Genomic DNA, 17,517 nt, shown 5'->3' on the forward strand with positions numbered 1-17,517 from the left:
GGAACGTACGTTCGTATAATGGAGATGAACTATTTACGGAGAGGATGGATTACCATGAGGTTTGACTATAGTAAAGAGCCCCGCAGGGATATTTTATGTATTGATGTAAAGTCCTTCTATGCTTCTGTTGAATGCGTTCAGCTGGGCTTAGACCCATTAAAAGCGATGCTGGTGGTGATGAGTAATGCTGAAAATGCCGGCGGTTTGATTCTCTCTGCCTCGCCAATGGCAAAGGAAAAGCTGGGGCTCTCAAATGTTATGCGAAAATGGGATTTACCTGATCATCCAGAGCTACGAATTGTGCCTCCTAGAATGCAGTTTTATATCGATGAAAATATGAAGATTAACAACATATACAAACAATATGTCGCAACTGAAGACATTCACGCCTACTCCATCGACGAATCCTTTCTTGATATTACAGCCAGTAAAAAGCTGTTTGGAAAAAACGCCTATGAACTGGCTGAAACAATCATGGCCCATATAAAAAAAGAAACCGGCTTAGCCGTTACTATTGGTGTCGGCGATAATCCGCTGCTGGCCAAAGTGGCGATGGATGTTGCAGCAAAACATAATGATTCCTATATCGCGGAATGGCGCTATGAGCAAGTCCCTGAAACGCTTTGGAAAATCAAATCGCTGACAAAAATGTGGGGGATTAACAGCCGAACCGCAAAACGCTTAGAAAAGCTGAATGTCCACTCAGTTTATGAGCTGGCTCATACAAACGAGTATGCCTTAAAGGATGAATTTGGTGTCATTGGACTTCAGCTTTATGCTCATGCTTGGGGGATTGACCGGACTAGATTAGCCGATTCTTATATTCCTGAGGAAAAATCTCTTAATAATAATCAAATTCTGTCTAGAGACTACCGCTTTCAACGTGAAATAGAAACGGTTTTACAGGAACTGACAGATCAGGTTGCAGCAAGACTACGGCAGCAGGACGCTCAGACTCAATGTGTGGCGCTTTACATAGGCTACTCCAGTTGGTACAGAAAACAAGGAAACAAAGGCTTTCACCATCAGATGAAAATTCCCGCAACCAACCGGTCCAAGCTTTTGAAGGAATATATTTTAGAAATTTTCAGGGAGCATTGGACTGGAATTGAAGTACGCCGTATTGGTGTTTCTTTCTCAAAGTTAACTTACACGAATGCGATTCAACTGGATCTGTTCCATAATCCCCAAGCTCCGGTCAATGACCACAAATTAGATAATTTGATTGATGCTATCCGAAAAAAATATGGGTTTACCGCTATTCTGCATGCAAACTCACTGCTGTCAGGAGGAACCGCTGTTAGTCGGGCTTCACTGATTGGCGGTCATGCTGGTGGGATGGATGGTTTAAGGAGTGAATACGATGCCAAAAAATACTGATTTAAACGACTTTTATTTTCAAGAATACAAAGATCGGGGAATGCTGAAATGGCAGGGAATGTATCTTTCAGAACATACAGCTGAGCTTACAAAAGAGCAGCAGAAAGAACAGCACATAATCAAAGGAAAGCCGGCTATGACTGAAACTGAAATTCAGGAAATTCTGACTGCTGCTTACAAATATCAGCAAACTATTGCGGTTCAACTGGACATGCGGGATACAGAAAATAATTATTTTGAAGATATCACTGGAATAATCAGCGGCTTTGATGAACTGGGATTATATATAGATACAACAAGTATTCCTTATGAGGCTATTCATCATGTGGAGATTATTCCCTTTAAAAAATGGAGTGAAGTTTAGAAGAAAAACAGCTTAAGTTTATTTATATTTCAAACTATTCTAATCTAATAGCAAAATCAAAAAAGAGAATGTGGCATCCATATGTCTCCATCCTCTAAAACCAAATAAGTAGTATTTTGAAAGCCATCTCTTCGAAATAAGGAGGGATCTGATTTCCAAAATCCTTTCTCTTATTCGTTTTTTTAGTAGTTTAGCTGGTTACTTTCTCGCTGCAGCTGACATTTATTAATAAAAAAATGAATGAGACACACGTAGTATGAATCACATTGAAGAACCAGTTATAAGAAGATTCACTTATCCTATAACTGGTTCTTTTCTATTTATTTCGTAATAGATTTAATTAATCGAGTCCGAAGCTCTCATTCTTCCTTTTCACAATTCGTTTGCTTCTACTATAAAGATACAATGAAACCAAAAATAAAATACATATTACTGGAGATATCATTATACCAAATATTGGTAATACCCAACCCCATGCTAAAAAATCACCTGTTAGTACTACAGTTAATGCACAGGGTATTACTATCAATGCTGCGTTTAATATTAATAATACTGAACTAACCTTTAATACGATTTTCACTTAACGCTTACTCCTTAATTTTGACTATAGTATGATGTTCATTTGTAAATCCTATCATCTTATTCATATAATTATTTTCTAAATCAAAATTAGTCTCTAAATTAGACCTTAAGCTTGATAGATATCTTCAACTTTCATGCTCTCCTGAACTCTTTGCACCGCTTCTTACTTATCTTTTGTAATGTTGAAGTACAGCTCTGTCAAATAAAAAACGCTTAAAATGAACTTACAGATCTTATTTGCTGTACAAAAAGCAAATCCACCCGTAACAGGTAGTTTTGCTCTTCTAATTACATTATTTAATAGTTAAAGCAACAGTTACTTTCTTTCCGCCATCTTTTGAAATAAAGGTAATCGTAGCTCTTCCAGCTTTGATTCCTGCTACTTCTCCATTTTCAGAAACAGTGGCGACTGCTGGATTAGAGCTTGTCCAAGTTCCTTTTTTATTAGAAGCATTTTGCGGTGTAAACACAGATGTGATTTGCTGCTGTTCACCAACCATAATCGTTTTTGAGGGAGTGCTCAATTTCACGCTTTTTACTGGTATTTCCTCTTGAACAGTAATTACACTCGATATTTTTTTCGCTCCATCTTCTGTCAAAACAGTAATAGTTGTTTTTCCTGAATTTTTAGCTTGTACAAGACCAGTTTCTGAGATTGTAGCAACTTCTGAATTTGAGCTCATCCAGCTCACTCGCTGATTCGAGGCATTTACTGGTGTGAGTGTGGGGATAAGCTGTTGTTCTGTCCCTACAATCATCGTCTTATTTGCTATAGTCAGCTTAATGCCTGTCACTGGACGTTCTTCTTTTACGGTAATGACAGCCGCTGCCTTTTTATTTCCATCCATTGTAAGCACAGTAATTGTCGTTTTTCCTGATTTTTTCGCTGTTATCCTCCCATACTTATCAATTTCAGCGACAGCTGAATCTGAACTTGTATAGGTTATTTCAGGATTGGAAGCATTGCTAGGTGATACAGTTGAAAATGCACGCTGTTCCGTTCCAACAATCATTGTTTTATTTGAGATTTCAAGTTTCACACTTTTTACTGGAATTACTTTATTCACTGTTATCGTACTGGTCGCTTGTTTCCCGCCATCTTCTGTTGTCGCTGTAATAGTTGCTGTCCCAGCTTTGATTCCCTTTACGGTTCCATCCGCACTGACTTCGACGATTTTAGGATTAGAGCTGCTCCAAGCTACCGTTTTATTTTTGGCAAAATCAGGGATTACAACTGCTGTCAACTGCTGACTTTCTCCTTCAAATAATTCTTTTTTCTCAGGAGTAATTTTCACTCCTGTTACAGCTGGGTCAACTGTATTAACCTCACAAACCGCACTCTTCTGATTTACACCTTGCCCTACTTTAACGGTAATTATATTTCTTCCTAATCGGTGTCCAGTATACACCCCATTCTGGTCTATCGTGCCGTAAGAACTGTTTGAAACTGACCAAATAAATACTTTATCAGTAGCGTTTTCCGGAGTTACAACTGGAGTCAGCGGAGTTGGTTCTCCTGCATAAACCTGAATTTTTTCAGGGACAAAGCTAATTTGTTCAACTGGAATAGCCGGAACAACAGTCACTGTTGCTTGACCGATTCGTTGTCCATCTTCCGATTCAGCAGTAATAACTGTTGTTCCCGGTTGATGGCCTGAGACAAGTATATTTCTCGATTCATTCTGTCCAACATTTAACGAGTTATCACTCACACTAGCTACACTTGGTTCTGAGCTACTTAGCTTAACATACTTATTCGTTGCATTTGTTGGTGTAATAGAAACTGCCATTTTCTCGGTTTCACCAACACCTACTTGCAGCACTTCTGGAGTTATGCTGATTTCTTCCACCGAAACTGGCGTCCCAAAGGCACTATAATGAGCAAAGGCGTAGCTCATTATACCGTTTGAATGATACGTGTTAAATCGAGCACCAGTATTTTTAGTTGTATATTCCTGCACATTAATCGCCATTGTTTGTTGATTATTTGGATTATAAATTGGTCCACCGCTAGAAACTGGTTTTGAATCTAAAATATAGTCAATTGTATCTTTGGATTCTTTCACAAGGGTACCTACCGTTTGGGTCAGCATTTTACCTTTTCCATCTGAATGATATCCGCTTAATGTATATGGGGCAGGTAATTCCTGAGTCAAACCAAACCAGCCATTTTTCTCTCCGGCTGGCTCTGACAGCTTAATCGCTCCCATATCATAATTTGGAGTGTAGTATTCCAGCCGCCCTCTGGGAACCATAAAAGTAGTTGATGTCACTTTTTTGTAGTTTCCTATATCATAGAGGTTGTTCTCTGTTCCTTCCTCAATCAGATATACATTAACTGATTGCGCCCAGCCGCCAAGGTCAGGTGCATATAAGCAATGCCCCGCAGTTAAAACAGTGTCAGCGGATACTAAAAATCCTGTTCCTTCAGCAGATGCCTTAGGAAATTTAATTTCCAAAAAAACAATTTTTCTGTACGAGGACTGTGTTACATCCTCAACAACTACACGATCATCCTCTCCAAAAATCTGACGTGGAGACTTTTGAACAGGCCAATTCCCTTCTGACGGGAAGGTTTCTAAAGGAATTTTCTTTTCATATTCCGTCAGATAATCTGTAGGGACCACCCGTCCATCGTTGTACACAATATCTGACGACTGATTGCTTCCTGCTTGTCCAACAATTGGCTGCAGAAATAACCCTATGACAACACAAAATAAACCTAGCCAACAATTCTTTTTCATTTCTCATTCCTCCTAAAAATTTGTCTATAAATGGTACTTATTTAGTATATCATGATTAAATGAGCCTAGGTCAATACCTTAAACACAATTTAAATATAGATATTTGAGTTATTTAGGCTTTTTCAGATTTCCAAACTTCTGTGGCATTAAGACTTGAAGAGATGGGACCATAATCAGATTTTCTTCTGACTATGGTCCCACCTCTATTTTATCCTAACAAACTCATTTTTAAGACACTACCAAACTCAAGATAAATAACACTAAACTAAACTTTCCAGAATCATTCTATATTCATTATTTGGGAATTTTAAATGAAGAAAGCTACTCTGCAAATAATATAGCTATTAACTGCTTTTCTTCCAATGTCAATGAAGTTTCCAGCAGCTCTTGTTGTTTCCCTTAAGGCTAGGTACGTCTTGTGTTTCAGTGTTGCGGATATGCCCTTGATTGTTATACACTTCAAAAATGACGATCTCATTTGATTCTTAGTTTGATTGTTGTTTTGAGAGTAAAAGACGAGTCTGGACCGTAAATACTGAGTCCAGACTCGTTTTAATTTTTTCCGTTTCTGTTTATTTAAAGAACAATTATGATCTCTTTTCTTTTGTATCTCAATGGATAACCATAAAGCAAAATTACTCCACTTGGAGTTTTACCAAATAACCAGCAAAATCATAATTTTTTTTATTTTTTTCGTATCCCGTCACTTTATTTGAAGTTCCTTCAAATAAAATATCTATTGGTACATATACATTTCTTTTTTCATCTATTTGATAAGTTAGATAAGTCTTATCAATTGAAACTATTTCTCCTCTTATCTCCTCATATTTCTCCAACTCATCTAAATGATTCTCCAAATAATAGTCAATATTAAAATTATCTAGAATTGTAGAATTATCATTTGTCCAATTTACTACTGTCCAGTTGACAATCTCATTCAGGCAAAATGGATTACCACAACATTGCATTTGCCAGTCAGCAACCCATATCACAACATGTTTCATCAATAATAGCCCCTCTCTGCTATAAACGCAAATACATCCTAATCTCCATTAGCGACGACAATATTGCCATTTTTAATCGTGTCATTTAAAAACTGAATTGTTTTATCTAAGCCAGGGTCATCCTCATCTTTGTAATTCAATAAAACTTGTTTTTCTTTGATTTCCATCAAAATTGGCAAGAGAATTTTTTGCTTTGGTATACTTAACACAGTATCACCATAAGGATCTAATTCAAATAATTTCTCAATATCATTGCTAAACAAATGCGTGCTTTGATAGACTAATTCCACAAAATTTTCATCTAAAACTGAAAAATCTGATTGAAAGCACATCTTGCCATCTTTACCTTGGTTAAAAAATGCTATTCCCATTTCCGTCACTCCTTACTCTATTTAAGGGGTGCTTCCTTTAAACTACGCTCATTCGCTTCCTCAAAGGTTAGAGAAAGTATCGATTTATGCTTTTTCTCAAACTCAGCAACTGACTGCCAAGTTCTCATCTCATCTTCACTGATTCTGCCACCTAATTCTTTAGCCAGCTCTAGGACAACAATATACATCGCCCGCTTATCTACAGTCATAAGTTTAATATGTGTGGAAACAAATTCAATGATATTGCTATCTTTTAAAGGATTTATTTCAATGTATTCAAAATAAATTTTAGTTTTGACTTCACTCCACTTTCCATCATTAAGCCATTTATCGAGAGATACAGCCAATTTAAATTCATTCTGCAAACTTTCATCATTTCCAGCATGGGATATTTCAAGCTCTTTACCTTTTTTTCTTTAAACCACATTTTTTCAGCTAATTCTCTATATCCAAAAGAAGTCCTCTTTCCATTTGTTTCAACATAAATTCTCATTTTTTCACCTCTATTTTGCTTTCAACCAAACCCACGCTCGGTAAATGTTATCTACTAATTCGACAGATTTTCCTTTATCCATTCCTTTTTAAGAAGAGCTGTTCATCTATTATCATTGTCTCATTCTAGACTAACGGTATAATTTTATTCTAACATATAGATTTTTAAAAATAGTTAATTATCATAAAAATATTTTTTAGATTTTTAACATAATAACATAAATTTAATAGCGATAGACAATCCCGCTTTCGTTAAAAAGATTTTAAATTGCTTTTTTATATTTTATGTACAAGCCCGTCTCCATTTCAGGTATACATCATTACTTTTTTACTATAAGCAGAGTACACAACTAAGCTTTTCTTTATCGAAGAACGCCGTTTTCAAGTCTACATTCTTAATTAGAAAAAGGTGTTAATGATTCTCTTTATCATTTAAATACTCCCATTTTTATTCATTGATACTTAGTGGTATGCTGAGCTTGAAGATAGCTCTTCTGTAGGAATATTTGGTCTGGATAGCTTTAGCTTTTTCTTAATTTCTTGTAGTAATCTACGACTTCAAACCGATTAGCTGCTTTTCCAAATAATGAAGAACTGTTTTTAATACATATAAAAATGATGGGGTGAAAATATGAGTAATTTGAAAAAGCTGATTCTCGTTGCTTTAGTCGGTATTATTTCTCTTTTTGCAGAATTCGTTCTGCATCAGCCTGCAATTGCTTTCTGGCTGATTGTTGTTGTCGGCGGTATTACTACTGTTTCAATGCTAATTGGCATGATTGAAACCTTGAAGTCCGGCAAATACGGGATAGATATTTTGGCTATTACTGCAATTGTAGCTACCCTGCTGGTAGGAGAATATTGGGCAAGTTTGATGGTCTTAATCATGCTGACAGGTGGAGACAGCCTAGAAGATTATGCTAGCCGACAGGCAGGGCGTGAACTGAAATCACTGTTGGATAATTCCCCACAAACAGCTCATAGACTAATCAATGAAGCTATCGAAGATGTCTCAGTTGAGGCCGTACGTATCAATGACTTACTTTTAGTTAAGCCTGGTGAGATTGTTCCCGTTGATGGGAAAATAGTTACCAGTGAAACAACGGTGGATGAATCTTCGTTAACGGGTGAATCAAAGCCTATTGAAAAGAAGGTTCACGATTTACTTATGTCCGGCTCGATTAACGGTGATGCCGCAATTCATGTCAAAGTCGTACGAGAAGCCACCGATAGTCAATATCAGACCTTAGTAAAGCTGGTCAAAGAGTCTGAAGCTAAGCCGGCTCACTTTGTCAGACTGGCAGACCGCTACGCCGTGCCTTTCACTTTAATTTCTTATGTCATCGGTGGAGTAGCCTGGTTCCTCTCTAAAGACCCCGTTCGCTTTGCAGAAGTCTTAGTCGTCGCCTCTCCTTGCCCATTGATTTTAGCAGCACCAGTTGCTCTAGTTGCAGGTATGAGCCGTTCCAGCAAGAATGGTATCGTGGTAAAAACGGGTACGACTATCGAAAAATTAGCATCAGCAAAGAGCATCGCTTTTGATAAAACTGGAACATTGACCGAAGGCAGATTATCCGTTGCTGAAGTTCATGTTGAACAACCCGAGTATTCTCAAAAAGAGCTGCTGCAGTATGCTGCCAGTGCTGAGCAGGAATCTACTCATATTTTGGCTCGTTCTCTGATTGCCTATGCAAAGGAAAAAAATATAGCACTAATGCCTGTAAAGAATTTAGAAGAAGTAACTGGTATGGGAATTCAAGCAGTTGTTGCTGGTATTTCCATCCGAGTTGGAAAAAATCATTTTGCCGGTCGAGAAACAGGAATAGCATCAGAACAGACCATAGTCTATATTTCATTAAATGAGCAGTACGTTGGGTATATCGCCTTTAAAGATATTGTCCGTCCGGAATCTAAGCAGACTGTTGCACAGCTTTCAAAATTAGGTGTTGTAAAAACAATTATGCTAACTGGCGATCAGTTGTCCATTGCCAAGCAAATTGCTGATCAAGTAGGCATTTCTGAGGTCCATGCCAACTGTTTGCCGGAAGAAAAAATTCAAGTGCTCAAGAATGTATCCCAAACTGAGCGCCCAATCATTATGGTAGGCGACGGAGTAAACGATGCGCCTGCTTTAGCAATAGCAGATATTGGTATTGCTATGGGGGCCCATGGCTCAACCGTCGCTAGCGAAAGTGCAGATGCAGTTATCCTAAAGGATGACTTAACCCGAGTATCAGAGGCTGTCCGCTTATCACAAAACACGATGAAAATTGCCCGCCAGTCTGTTTTAATTGGCTTGATTATTTGTATTATTTTGATGCTGGTCGCAAGTACAGGCATAATTCCTGCTCTAATTGGAGCCATACTTCAAGAGGTCGTCGATACTGTGTCAATTTTATCCGCATTACGTGCTAGAAAATAGTACGCTGCTTTATACAGCAGGCCTGAAAGACTAATTGATTTCATAAAAAAATTAGTAGAAAATAGCTACTCCTTCCATAATAAAAACCGCAGAAAGAGAAGCAATATCCTCTTGTTTTCAAGAGAATATTCATTCTATTCCTGCGTTTTTTCATATCGCTGCAGCTCTAGATATATTAAGAGCAATTATTTTCATTACTTATAAATAAAAAATGATGTTCAAATCCTTCTTCTGAAGATACAATAGTCATCTCATTAACAAGACTATCCTACTTTTTTCTATTTCTGCAAATCTTTTCCTCGCAGTAAAAGATACTTGTGTATTTTACTAGTGAGACCCTCAAATATACGCTGGAAAAAGGCTGTATAATTTAAAAGAGCAACCAGTAAAACAAGATTTATAAATGTGGCAGCTCCTATATTAAATATCTCTTTGCCTGCAATCAATGCCGCAAAGAAAACGAACTGGGTGCACAGGAATATTGCCGTTCGATAATTATTAACCGGCGGATAAATTTTTTTCTGAACAACTCTGTAGTTCCATGCAGTAAAAATCATGCACATCAGTGCCAACGCCTGACCACTACTTCCTAAGAAATGCCCAATATTAATAATTAACAATGTACCCAACGCAATCGTACAGGCTGGGGGAAAGGCTTTTGTGAATATCTCTTCCAAAAACTTAACTCGTACTTTGTTGAAATCTGCTTCAAGGTTAAGAAAAAAGGTTGGAATTCCCACAAAGCAGGCATTTATGATTGTTAACTGAATCGGCTCAAAAGGATAAACCGACCCAATCAATAGGGTACCCATTGTAATTAAAATAGAATAGAGTACTTGAACTAAAACTAAGGAGCCTGAACGTGTGATATTGTTAATCACCCGCCGGCCTTCATCCATCACTGCAGGCATTGCTTCAAATTGATTTTCCAATAAGACTAGGTTTGAGGTCTGCCTTGCTGCATCCACTCCTGAAGCCATTGCAATAGAACAATCTGCTTCCTTTAAAGCCAAAACATCATTCACACCGTCGCCAGTCATTGCTACTGTATGCCCTAATTCTTTTAACAGGATAATCATTTCCTTTTTCTGCTGAGGGGACACTCGCCCGAAAATCTGATATTTCTCTACAGCTGTTTTCAATTCTTCTTTAGAGGAGATAGCCGAAACATCTACATAGGCATCCGCTCCAGGTAAGTCCACTCTCTTAGCAATTTGAGAAACGGTAACTGGGTCATCACCTGAGATAATTTTACACTGCACCTCTTGGTTATCAAAGTAGCTAAGAATTTCTTTCGCATTTTCGCGAATTGTATCTGATAGAAGAAAAAGAGCAACAGCAGTCATATCCTCAGGCAGCTGATTATTTTCAAATGCCGTAGAGCTGTGTCCTAAAACAATTACACGATAGCCTTCTTCCGCATAGCTTCTTTCCTGACTCAGCAGCTCTTCATGACCATGTAAAAATAGAAACGAAGCCGCCCCCAGATAATAGGTTCCTTGTTCTTTAAAGGAGACTGTACTAAATTTACGCTCGGATGAAAAAGGAGTGACGGCCATTGATTCAAAAGTGTTCTTTGCTGAGAAAAACTCTCGTAACGCTACAGCTGTTGGATTTTTATCAGGTAAATAAGTCATCATATTTCCCATAATTTCATGGACTGCTTCTTCAGACTCAAACGAAACCATTTCTTCCACTGTCATTTTACCTTCGGTAATCGTACCAGTCTTATCTAAACAAAGAACATCCACTCGTGCCAATGCATCGATACAGTTAAGCTCTTGTACGAGCACCTTTTTTCTGGCAAGATAAACAGCACTAATCGTTAAGGTGACACTCGTTAACAAGAAGAGCCCCTCTGGAAACATACCTACAGCTGCCGCAACAGTATGCAAAATCGCATAGTCTACCGTAGCATGTGAAAAAAAATACTGTTTCAAAAAAAGCAAGCTGCATAACGGAATCAGCAGCATGCTGACCCATTTGATTATTTTGTTTAATCCGCCTTGAATGAGATAGGTTTTCTTTTTGATTGTTTTTGCTTCTTTAGTGATTTTTTGAATATAATTATCTTCACCGACACGAATTACCTGACATACAGCACTACCAGATGTCACAAAGCTGCCGGAAAACAGCTCAGCATTTTTCTCTTTGTAAACACTATCCGCCTCGCCAGTCAGCAACGATTCATTCACTTCTAGCGTTCCCTCAAAAATTCTGGCATCCGTTGGTATTTGATCTCCGTTTTCAAGAAAAAGATAGTCATCTATCACTAGTTGATTGATGGAGATTGTCTGTAATCTATTGTCTCGATAGACTTGGGCAGTAGACACTTTTATAAGGGCCAGCTTATCCAATGTCCGTTTTGCCCGAATTTCCTGAAACAGATTGATAACAACATTGCTCAGCACCACAAATACAAACAGGCCATTTTGATAAGAACCTGTAAGAAAAACGAGGAAAAAAAGCATTGTATTAACTATATTAAAAAAAGTAAATATATTTGAAAAGAAAATCGTTTTATAAGAACGAGATGTATTTTTTTTCACTTTATTTACTTGCCCATTTTGTATTCGCAGATTTACTTCCTGCGTCGTCAAACCGTATGAAACATCATTAGCCATCTATCATCGTCCTTCCAATTATGCCCTTAGGCTCTATAATAAATGAGATACCGCTAAAAAAACATGCGGCTTTAGTCTTAAATTTTATGTACTCCTTATCACCATTTATGCATAGCTTACTGTTTCTCTCTAGGCAACCATTTAGCTTTTAATCAACTCAGTAAAGCCTAGTCTACAAGCGGGTGCTGATAAAAAATACTTTTTCTGATTAACCATGCACTTATCATAAAGACTAGCTTTTTTAATTAATCTAGTTATTAACTGGAAAATAGTCTCAGTCTCTTTTTTTAGAAATAAATACTTCTAAACCCTAAGTCTACCATTGCCAATTACACTTTGCCATAAATTAATTTTATAGTTATTCCATTATTGGCTTTTGTAATACTTGATTTCATTCTATTTTTAACAAATAAGGCGTAGAACTTGGGGAAATACGAAAAAAAGCTTAAAGGTTTCCCTCTAAGCTTTTTCATTTATTCACAATAGAACGCCTGATCCTTAGCCAAATAGAATGGTCTTAAATAGGCAACTGTATTTGATAACGGCAATATTTCCTCGCTCAGCTGTATATTCAAGACTTCTTTAATATACTTTCTTCTTGTAAAGATTCGTTGCCACAGCTCTGGATACTGTTCTTGGATTTCTTGCTGCAGTTTATCATCCGCCAATGCCACACACTCTTCGGCACTCACCCCGGTATACCCAGTAATAGAAGGAATGATGTCAATTTGTAAAATCATTCCGCTTTTTAATAACTCATTTGATTCACTATAAATCGGCGAAGACATCCATTCTTCATCAGCTACTAAATGCCCTGGGTTTAAGTGCCAATGATACATTTCTTTTGGAAATACGTCTTCAATGGCTTGATAAATCTGTTTCCCCTTGATACCCGATTTTACAGTTTCCAGCCAAGTAGCAACTGCATTAAAGTATGGCTTAGCCACCCGTTCTAAATAGTCGCTTTGTTCCACTGGCAGTTCACTTTCACTAGAGATAACAAACCCTGTTCTACTAGATAAACCGCCTTTGAAGGCTGTTGTTAAGGATAAAGGATCTCCCTTTTTAACTTGCTTGTAGGTTGGATAGATTACCCCACTCTCGAACCGCTGTCCAGTTGCCGCAATGGTTACAACTGTATTGTATTGACCTTCTGCAGCTAATAGATTGCCTAACTCAGCTTCTTTTATGCCAGGTTCTACAGCATCCATAGCTGTTAAAATACAGTTGGATGCTAAGTTAGCACCATATTCATAATGAGCAATCTCGTTTGCATTATTTGTCGTTCGAGTACCGTTCTCTCCGCCAATCAAAAGATGAGCCGCATTTTCCAAAACAGCTGTCGAATCGATGCTTTCTTTAATCGCTGCTACAATAAAATAAGGAATATCAAAATAAACAGCCGGATTGGTATTCTTTGGTGTAAACATCTTCCAGCCAATCAACCCAATTTTCTTCATGTTATTAAATCCAAGCTCGTCAAAAAGCGTTTCTAATGGTTGTTCATTATCCATAGGCTGATTTGGCAGGGAGAAGAACGGACTGTGTTTTAAGGTCACCGGAATTCGAGAAAATTTTGCCATTTTTAGATTCTCATTGCCTAAAATCACGGTAGCGTTCCCTGTATTCTCTAGAACCAGTAATCCTTCTTCAAAACGCGGGATAAATCCCGTTAAATATTCAAAATTCCCCCCATGTTCTTTATCCGCATAAATAACTAGAGTATCGTAGCCCTCTTCGTTCATTCTGCTAATTACTTTCTCTTTACGTTCTGCCATGGTTGTATTTGATAATATTGTTGGAGCTACACCCTCATGTTTTTTAGGTGCTGTTATTTCCTTTAATTTAACTGTTTTGTTTACCATTCCAAATCTCCTTCGTTAATGTTCTGTTAAAACAAGCACAACATTTTTTTCATTCAAAGCTTGTATAAACTCTTGATCAGGCTCCATATCTGTAATTAAGTAATCAATATCAGATAATTCACAGACCTTAAAAAAGCCTGTCGTGTCAATTTTTGTATGGTCAGCTACAGCAATTACTTTGGCTGCCTGCAGAGCCATCTGACGTTTTACAAGTCCTTCTTCTTCCGTGTGAATAAATAGACCCTTACCAGATATTGCAAACACACCTAAAAGTGTATAGTCTGCATTATACTGTTCTAGCTTTTGAATTGTTTCACTCCCATATAAGAATAGTTGTTCCTTATGGAGCTTTCCAGGCAAAAGAGTCACTTCACCTTTCTTATTTTTCGCCAAAAGCTTGGCGTGAGTTAGTGAGTTAGTAATTGCATAAATATTTTTGTCTTGCAATTGAGGAATAGCCGCTTCCACAGTTGTCGAGGAATCAAAGATAACGCTGGAATTATCCTTAATAAGCTCTGCAGCTTTTTGCGCTATTTTTTCTTTAATTAAGTGAAACTTTTCTGAGCGTTGATCATAATTAAAAATCATTGCCTCCCGGTTGTTTAGAACCGCACCACCGTGCGTTCTTTTCACGACATTTTGCTTCTCTAATTTAATTAAATCCCGCCGGACAGTATCTTTAGATACTTTAAGTTCCTCTACAAGCTTTTCAATCGTGGCACTTTTATGTTCCTCTAATACACTTTTAATTCTTTCTAATCGTTCTTCAATCAGCATGTTTTTCTCTCCTCGTTAATTAACGATAACACTGATTGCATTTTTTTGCAATATAAAGCAAAAACATTTTAAAAGTAATTATATTATCGCAAAAAAATGCAATTCCGTTTTATAGTGAGCTTCCCTATTCTTATTCTTCATTTACGAAAGTTTTAGCCATTAACAATTATAATTTTTTTCAGACACATTCCAAAACTTAGAATATATTTGACTACACTTGATGTTCCCAGCATAAATAAAAAGACCACTTCCAAAAATTTAGCCTTTTAGACTAACTTTTGAAGGTGGTCTTATACTGTTGAAAAACTGACTCAATCAGTGAGTTTAGAAAACCTAAATGGAAAAAGTACCCTAAGACTCCAGGGGTTTCATTCACTACTTTCGTGTAAACAACTTGGTCTTTACCAACATTTACCCAAACGGTTTGTTTTCCGTCTTCTCCCAATGCAGATTGCCCAATTAGCACTTTTGCTTCGTTGTAAATTTCGATTGATGTAGCTGAGCCGCTTGAAGAAAGACTTACTTTTAACGCCTTGATTGAAACGGTTGAAGGTGTTCTATACGCTTTATAATAAGCAATTGGATGACGCTCATTAAATGTTGCGCCAAATCCGGAAAGGTACCCTGTGGAAGGTATTGAACTATGACTTAGACTTAATGTTTCAACTCCATATTCCTTCGTTGCATCAAACGGATCCTGTATTTTGATTTCATATATTTTATCCGCAACATAATTATTAACCATGGTACTACTTTCAACCCTTATAAAATAAGCTTTACCAGCTTCCAAATCATAAGCTGGGCCATTTACAAATGTCGCTGGATGTGATTTCTTTTGAACACCATTTTCATCAAAAACCTGAATACCGCCAGTAACTATTATTTTATATGCACCATCATAAGCCGGACGAATCTTAAACATGTCGACATCAGATTTGCTGTCACGATTGTTTTCACCTCTAAGAACTGATGAATCGCCAATGTCTGTTGCTGTTTCAAACATATTTCCATGGTCGTCTACTGACTTGTTCGTGGTTCGCTAACCAGCGCATAGGTAGCTGTCATCCAACAGAAATTCCATTTTCTGACCAGAAAAGACACGCTGAGTATACGCATACAGAATAATTTTTAATAGCATCTTCGGGTGGTAGGCCGGTCGGCCTAATTGCTCTTCTAGTTTATTAAAGAGTGTTTGCGGCATGGCTTCGACTAAGGCATTAACCGCAAAAGCGACGTCCGTTTCAGGAATAAACTGTTCCAACTCTAATGGTAAAATCGTTTGATTAATGGTATAATTTTTAAACATAAAAGCACGCTCCTTTTGATTGGGTTTAGGCACTTTAATCATACAAGGCTGTGTGCTTTTTGTGTACCCTAAAATTAAAAAAGTAGGACAATAATCAGATTTTCTTCTGACTATTGCCCCACTCTCGTTACTTGAGTTACGTACTATTACTCACTCTTTATCGAAAAAATATGAATAAATTTTATTTTGTGTTAATTGACTGTCACGAAGAGGATGACTGCTTTTTCGCCTGTTTTTCCAAACGTTCACATTCAGCAACAACTTCCCTAAAACAGGTCGCTTTAGCTTCATATAGTTTGATCGTACGCCCAAAGAAAATTAATGACTGAATCCTCTTCTGAAGAAAAGCTTTTAACTTCTGATCAGCTGCTTCATATGCAGCTTCTAACTCATTCAATTTAGTTAATGTCATCCTGTCCCCCCCTATACTTAAGAAAAGTTAACTACAAATACAATCATAACATTATCTTATATATAACAAAAATATATTTTAAATATTTATTTTTATTCATGATAGATTCGTTTTTTCATTGATTTAAAAAATAAAAAATGATGAACTTTGCTTAAGCATATCTAAATGAATTGCCTTTGAGAAGTTAATAAATGAGAAATAACCTCAAACGTATTACAATGAGAATAATCATCGGATACAGGAGGCTTAATCATGAAACATTTAAAAAAATATGGTTTTTATTTATTACTCATAGCTGTTGCCAGCGAACTAATCTTTCCAATTATTTTAGCAGCCTTTTATCCGAACTATGATTCGTTTACTATGCTAATCAGTGCATTCGGCGAAAATGGCAGTCCTACAAAAATGGCCTTTAAGATTTGGGCAATCATAGATGGTTTACTGCTGTTACTGACTATTCCTGCATTCTATGAACGGTTTAAGGTTACCAACCGTTCCCTTGCAAAGTGGTTGGGAATTATGTTGGCTGTTTTCAGTACTGGAGACTGCATACTTACCGGGATTTTCGACCGGTCGGCGGCAACAACTATTGGCGGCGAAATTGAAGAGATGATTCATGACTACGCTTCTGGCGCAGGTTTTCTTGCCTTACTAATCGGTACCTTTATTCTAATCCGGCTGTATTCTCTAGAGATGAATCGCTTTATGGTTGTAGTTCTATTCATCACTTTTCTTATTTCATCCGTTTTTATGCTGTTGTTTGCTGCACCTAAAATTCCCTTCCTGCTTCAGCTGCATATCCCTTATCGAGGCTTGTGGCAGCGGACTAATCTATTTTTCCTCTATCTACCTTTTGTTTTGGTTGCTATACAGCACCAGAACGTTTATAGAAAAAATCAGTAGAATATGCTAAAAACGCAACAGCTCAAATCATTCCAGCTTATCATCAAAGTGGGCTCTTAAGGCCTCCAAAAAAAAATTGCTGTGCTCCTATTTTCCAAGTATCATTGCTGTTAGGTTTAAAGACATAATGAATAATTGTAAATTTTCTTGCTCATTTCTAGTCATGCTAGACTTCCTCTAACTATTTATTAGACAAAAAAAGACTATCTCCGAAGAGATAGCCTAAAAGGAGTATTACTCAATTAAGAGTAAAATGAAAAATAAAAAGGTT

General features: G+C 37.2%; 13 protein-coding genes and 1 pseudogene. 4 read left to right on the forward strand and 10 right to left on the reverse strand.

Going from position 1 to position 17,517, the window contains the following annotated elements; translation table 11 throughout:
• Window positions 1-54 precede the first annotated feature (54 nt).
• Both AC1Z3K_RS16140 and AC1Z3K_RS16145 read left to right on the forward strand, forming a co-directional pair.
• On the forward strand, window positions 55-1,380 hold the full coding sequence (locus AC1Z3K_RS16140; protein ID WP_461733308.1) for a Y-family DNA polymerase: 1,326 nt from the start codon (window positions 55-57) through the stop codon (window positions 1,378-1,380).
• Entirely contained in the window at window positions 1,364-1,744 is a 381-nt protein-coding gene (locus tag AC1Z3K_RS16145; protein ID WP_461733309.1) for a hypothetical protein, read from the forward strand. The genes AC1Z3K_RS16140 and AC1Z3K_RS16145 overlap by 17 nt, the downstream gene beginning before the upstream one ends.
• 875 nt (window positions 1,745-2,619) lie before the next feature.
• On the opposite strand, the gene AC1Z3K_RS16150 is transcribed toward AC1Z3K_RS16145, so the two are convergent.
• From AC1Z3K_RS16150 to AC1Z3K_RS16165, 4 genes are all read right to left on the reverse strand, one after another.
• Complete coding sequence (locus AC1Z3K_RS16150; protein ID WP_461733310.1) at window positions 2,620-5,070, reverse strand: Ig-like domain-containing protein; 2,451 nt, start codon at window positions 5,068-5,070, stop codon at window positions 2,620-2,622.
• A 635-nt stretch (window positions 5,071-5,705) separates the two neighbouring features.
• On the reverse strand, window positions 5,706-6,074 hold the full coding sequence (locus tag AC1Z3K_RS16155) for a DUF6578 domain-containing protein (RefSeq protein WP_426083292.1): 369 nt from the start codon (window positions 6,072-6,074) through the stop codon (window positions 5,706-5,708).
• A 38-nt stretch (window positions 6,075-6,112) separates the two neighbouring features.
• Complete coding sequence (locus AC1Z3K_RS16160; RefSeq protein WP_461733311.1) at window positions 6,113-6,445, reverse strand: hypothetical protein; 333 nt, start codon at window positions 6,443-6,445, stop codon at window positions 6,113-6,115.
• Between the two features lie 17 nt (window positions 6,446-6,462).
• Complete coding sequence (locus AC1Z3K_RS16165; RefSeq protein WP_461733312.1) at window positions 6,463-6,810, reverse strand: hypothetical protein; 348 nt, start codon at window positions 6,808-6,810, stop codon at window positions 6,463-6,465.
• 758 nt (window positions 6,811-7,568) lie between these two features.
• On the opposite strand from AC1Z3K_RS16165, the gene AC1Z3K_RS16170 reads away from it, so the two are divergent.
• On the forward strand, window positions 7,569-9,359 hold the full coding sequence (locus tag AC1Z3K_RS16170; RefSeq protein ID WP_461733313.1) for a heavy metal translocating P-type ATPase: 1,791 nt from the start codon (window positions 7,569-7,571) through the stop codon (window positions 9,357-9,359).
• A gap of 278 nt (window positions 9,360-9,637) precedes the next feature.
• On the opposite strand, the gene AC1Z3K_RS16175 is transcribed toward AC1Z3K_RS16170, so the two are convergent.
• The 6 genes and pseudogenes from AC1Z3K_RS16175 to AC1Z3K_RS16200 all read right to left on the reverse strand — a co-directional run bounded on the left by AC1Z3K_RS16175 (window position 9,638) and on the right by AC1Z3K_RS16200 (window position 16,343).
• Complete coding sequence (locus tag AC1Z3K_RS16175) at window positions 9,638-11,983, reverse strand: HAD-IC family P-type ATPase (protein ID WP_461733314.1); 2,346 nt, start codon at window positions 11,981-11,983, stop codon at window positions 9,638-9,640.
• A 473-nt stretch (window positions 11,984-12,456) separates the two neighbouring features.
• Window positions 12,457-13,848, reverse strand: coding sequence for a M24 family metallopeptidase (locus AC1Z3K_RS16180; RefSeq protein ID WP_461733315.1), 1,392 nt, complete (start codon window positions 13,846-13,848; stop codon window positions 12,457-12,459).
• A 15-nt stretch (window positions 13,849-13,863) separates the two neighbouring features.
• Entirely contained in the window at window positions 13,864-14,625 is a 762-nt protein-coding gene (locus tag AC1Z3K_RS16185; RefSeq protein ID WP_426083281.1) for a DeoR/GlpR family DNA-binding transcription regulator, read from the reverse strand.
• 271 nt (window positions 14,626-14,896) lie between these two features.
• Entirely contained in the window at window positions 14,897-15,628 is a 732-nt protein-coding gene (locus AC1Z3K_RS16190) for a hypothetical protein (protein WP_461733316.1), read from the reverse strand.
• A gap of 10 nt (window positions 15,629-15,638) precedes the next feature.
• Window positions 15,639-15,931: pseudogene (locus tag AC1Z3K_RS16195) on the reverse strand (transposase); the annotation flags it as partial.
• 202 nt (window positions 15,932-16,133) lie between these two features.
• On the reverse strand, window positions 16,134-16,343 hold the full coding sequence (locus AC1Z3K_RS16200) for a hypothetical protein (RefSeq protein ID WP_426083278.1): 210 nt from the start codon (window positions 16,341-16,343) through the stop codon (window positions 16,134-16,136).
• 252 nt (window positions 16,344-16,595) lie between these two features.
• Here AC1Z3K_RS16200 and AC1Z3K_RS16205 point away from each other — a divergent pair, with 252 nt between their 5' ends.
• Complete coding sequence (locus AC1Z3K_RS16205) at window positions 16,596-17,246, forward strand: DUF998 domain-containing protein (RefSeq protein ID WP_461733317.1); 651 nt, start codon at window positions 16,596-16,598, stop codon at window positions 17,244-17,246.
• Window positions 17,247-17,517: the final 271 nt, after the last annotated feature.

Source organism: Enterococcus sp. LJL128 (assembly GCF_056924295.1).

Bases quoted from the DNA above. Each gene is read 5' to 3' on its own strand.
- AC1Z3K_RS16140 (WP_461733308.1), top strand. From the start codon at position 55: ATGAGGTTTGACTATAGTAAAGAGCCCCGCAGGGATATTTTATGTATT.
- AC1Z3K_RS16145 (WP_461733309.1), top strand. From the start codon at position 1,364: ATGCCAAAAAATACTGATTTAAACGACTTTTATTTTCAAGAATACAAA.
- AC1Z3K_RS16150 (WP_461733310.1), bottom strand. From the start codon at position 5,070: ATGAAAAAGAATTGTTGGCTAGGTTTATTTTGTGTTGTCATAGGGTTA.
- AC1Z3K_RS16155 (WP_426083292.1), bottom strand. From the start codon at position 6,074: ATGAAACATGTTGTGATATGGGTTGCTGACTGGCAAATGCAATGTTGT.
- AC1Z3K_RS16160 (WP_461733311.1), bottom strand. From the start codon at position 6,445: ATGGGAATAGCATTTTTTAACCAAGGTAAAGATGGCAAGATGTGCTTT.
- AC1Z3K_RS16170 (WP_461733313.1), top strand. From the start codon at position 7,569: ATGAGTAATTTGAAAAAGCTGATTCTCGTTGCTTTAGTCGGTATTATT.
- AC1Z3K_RS16175 (WP_461733314.1), bottom strand. From the start codon at position 11,983: ATGGCTAATGATGTTTCATACGGTTTGACGACGCAGGAAGTAAATCTG.
- AC1Z3K_RS16180 (WP_461733315.1), bottom strand. From the start codon at position 13,848: ATGGTAAACAAAACAGTTAAATTAAAGGAAATAACAGCACCTAAAAAA.
- AC1Z3K_RS16185 (WP_426083281.1), bottom strand. From the start codon at position 14,625: ATGCTGATTGAAGAACGATTAGAAAGAATTAAAAGTGTATTAGAGGAA.
- AC1Z3K_RS16190 (WP_461733316.1), bottom strand. From the start codon at position 15,628: ATGTTTGAAACAGCAACAGACATTGGCGATTCATCAGTTCTTAGAGGT.
- AC1Z3K_RS16200 (WP_426083278.1), bottom strand. From the start codon at position 16,343: ATGACATTAACTAAATTGAATGAGTTAGAAGCTGCATATGAAGCAGCT.
- AC1Z3K_RS16205 (WP_461733317.1), top strand. From the start codon at position 16,596: ATGAAACATTTAAAAAAATATGGTTTTTATTTATTACTCATAGCTGTT.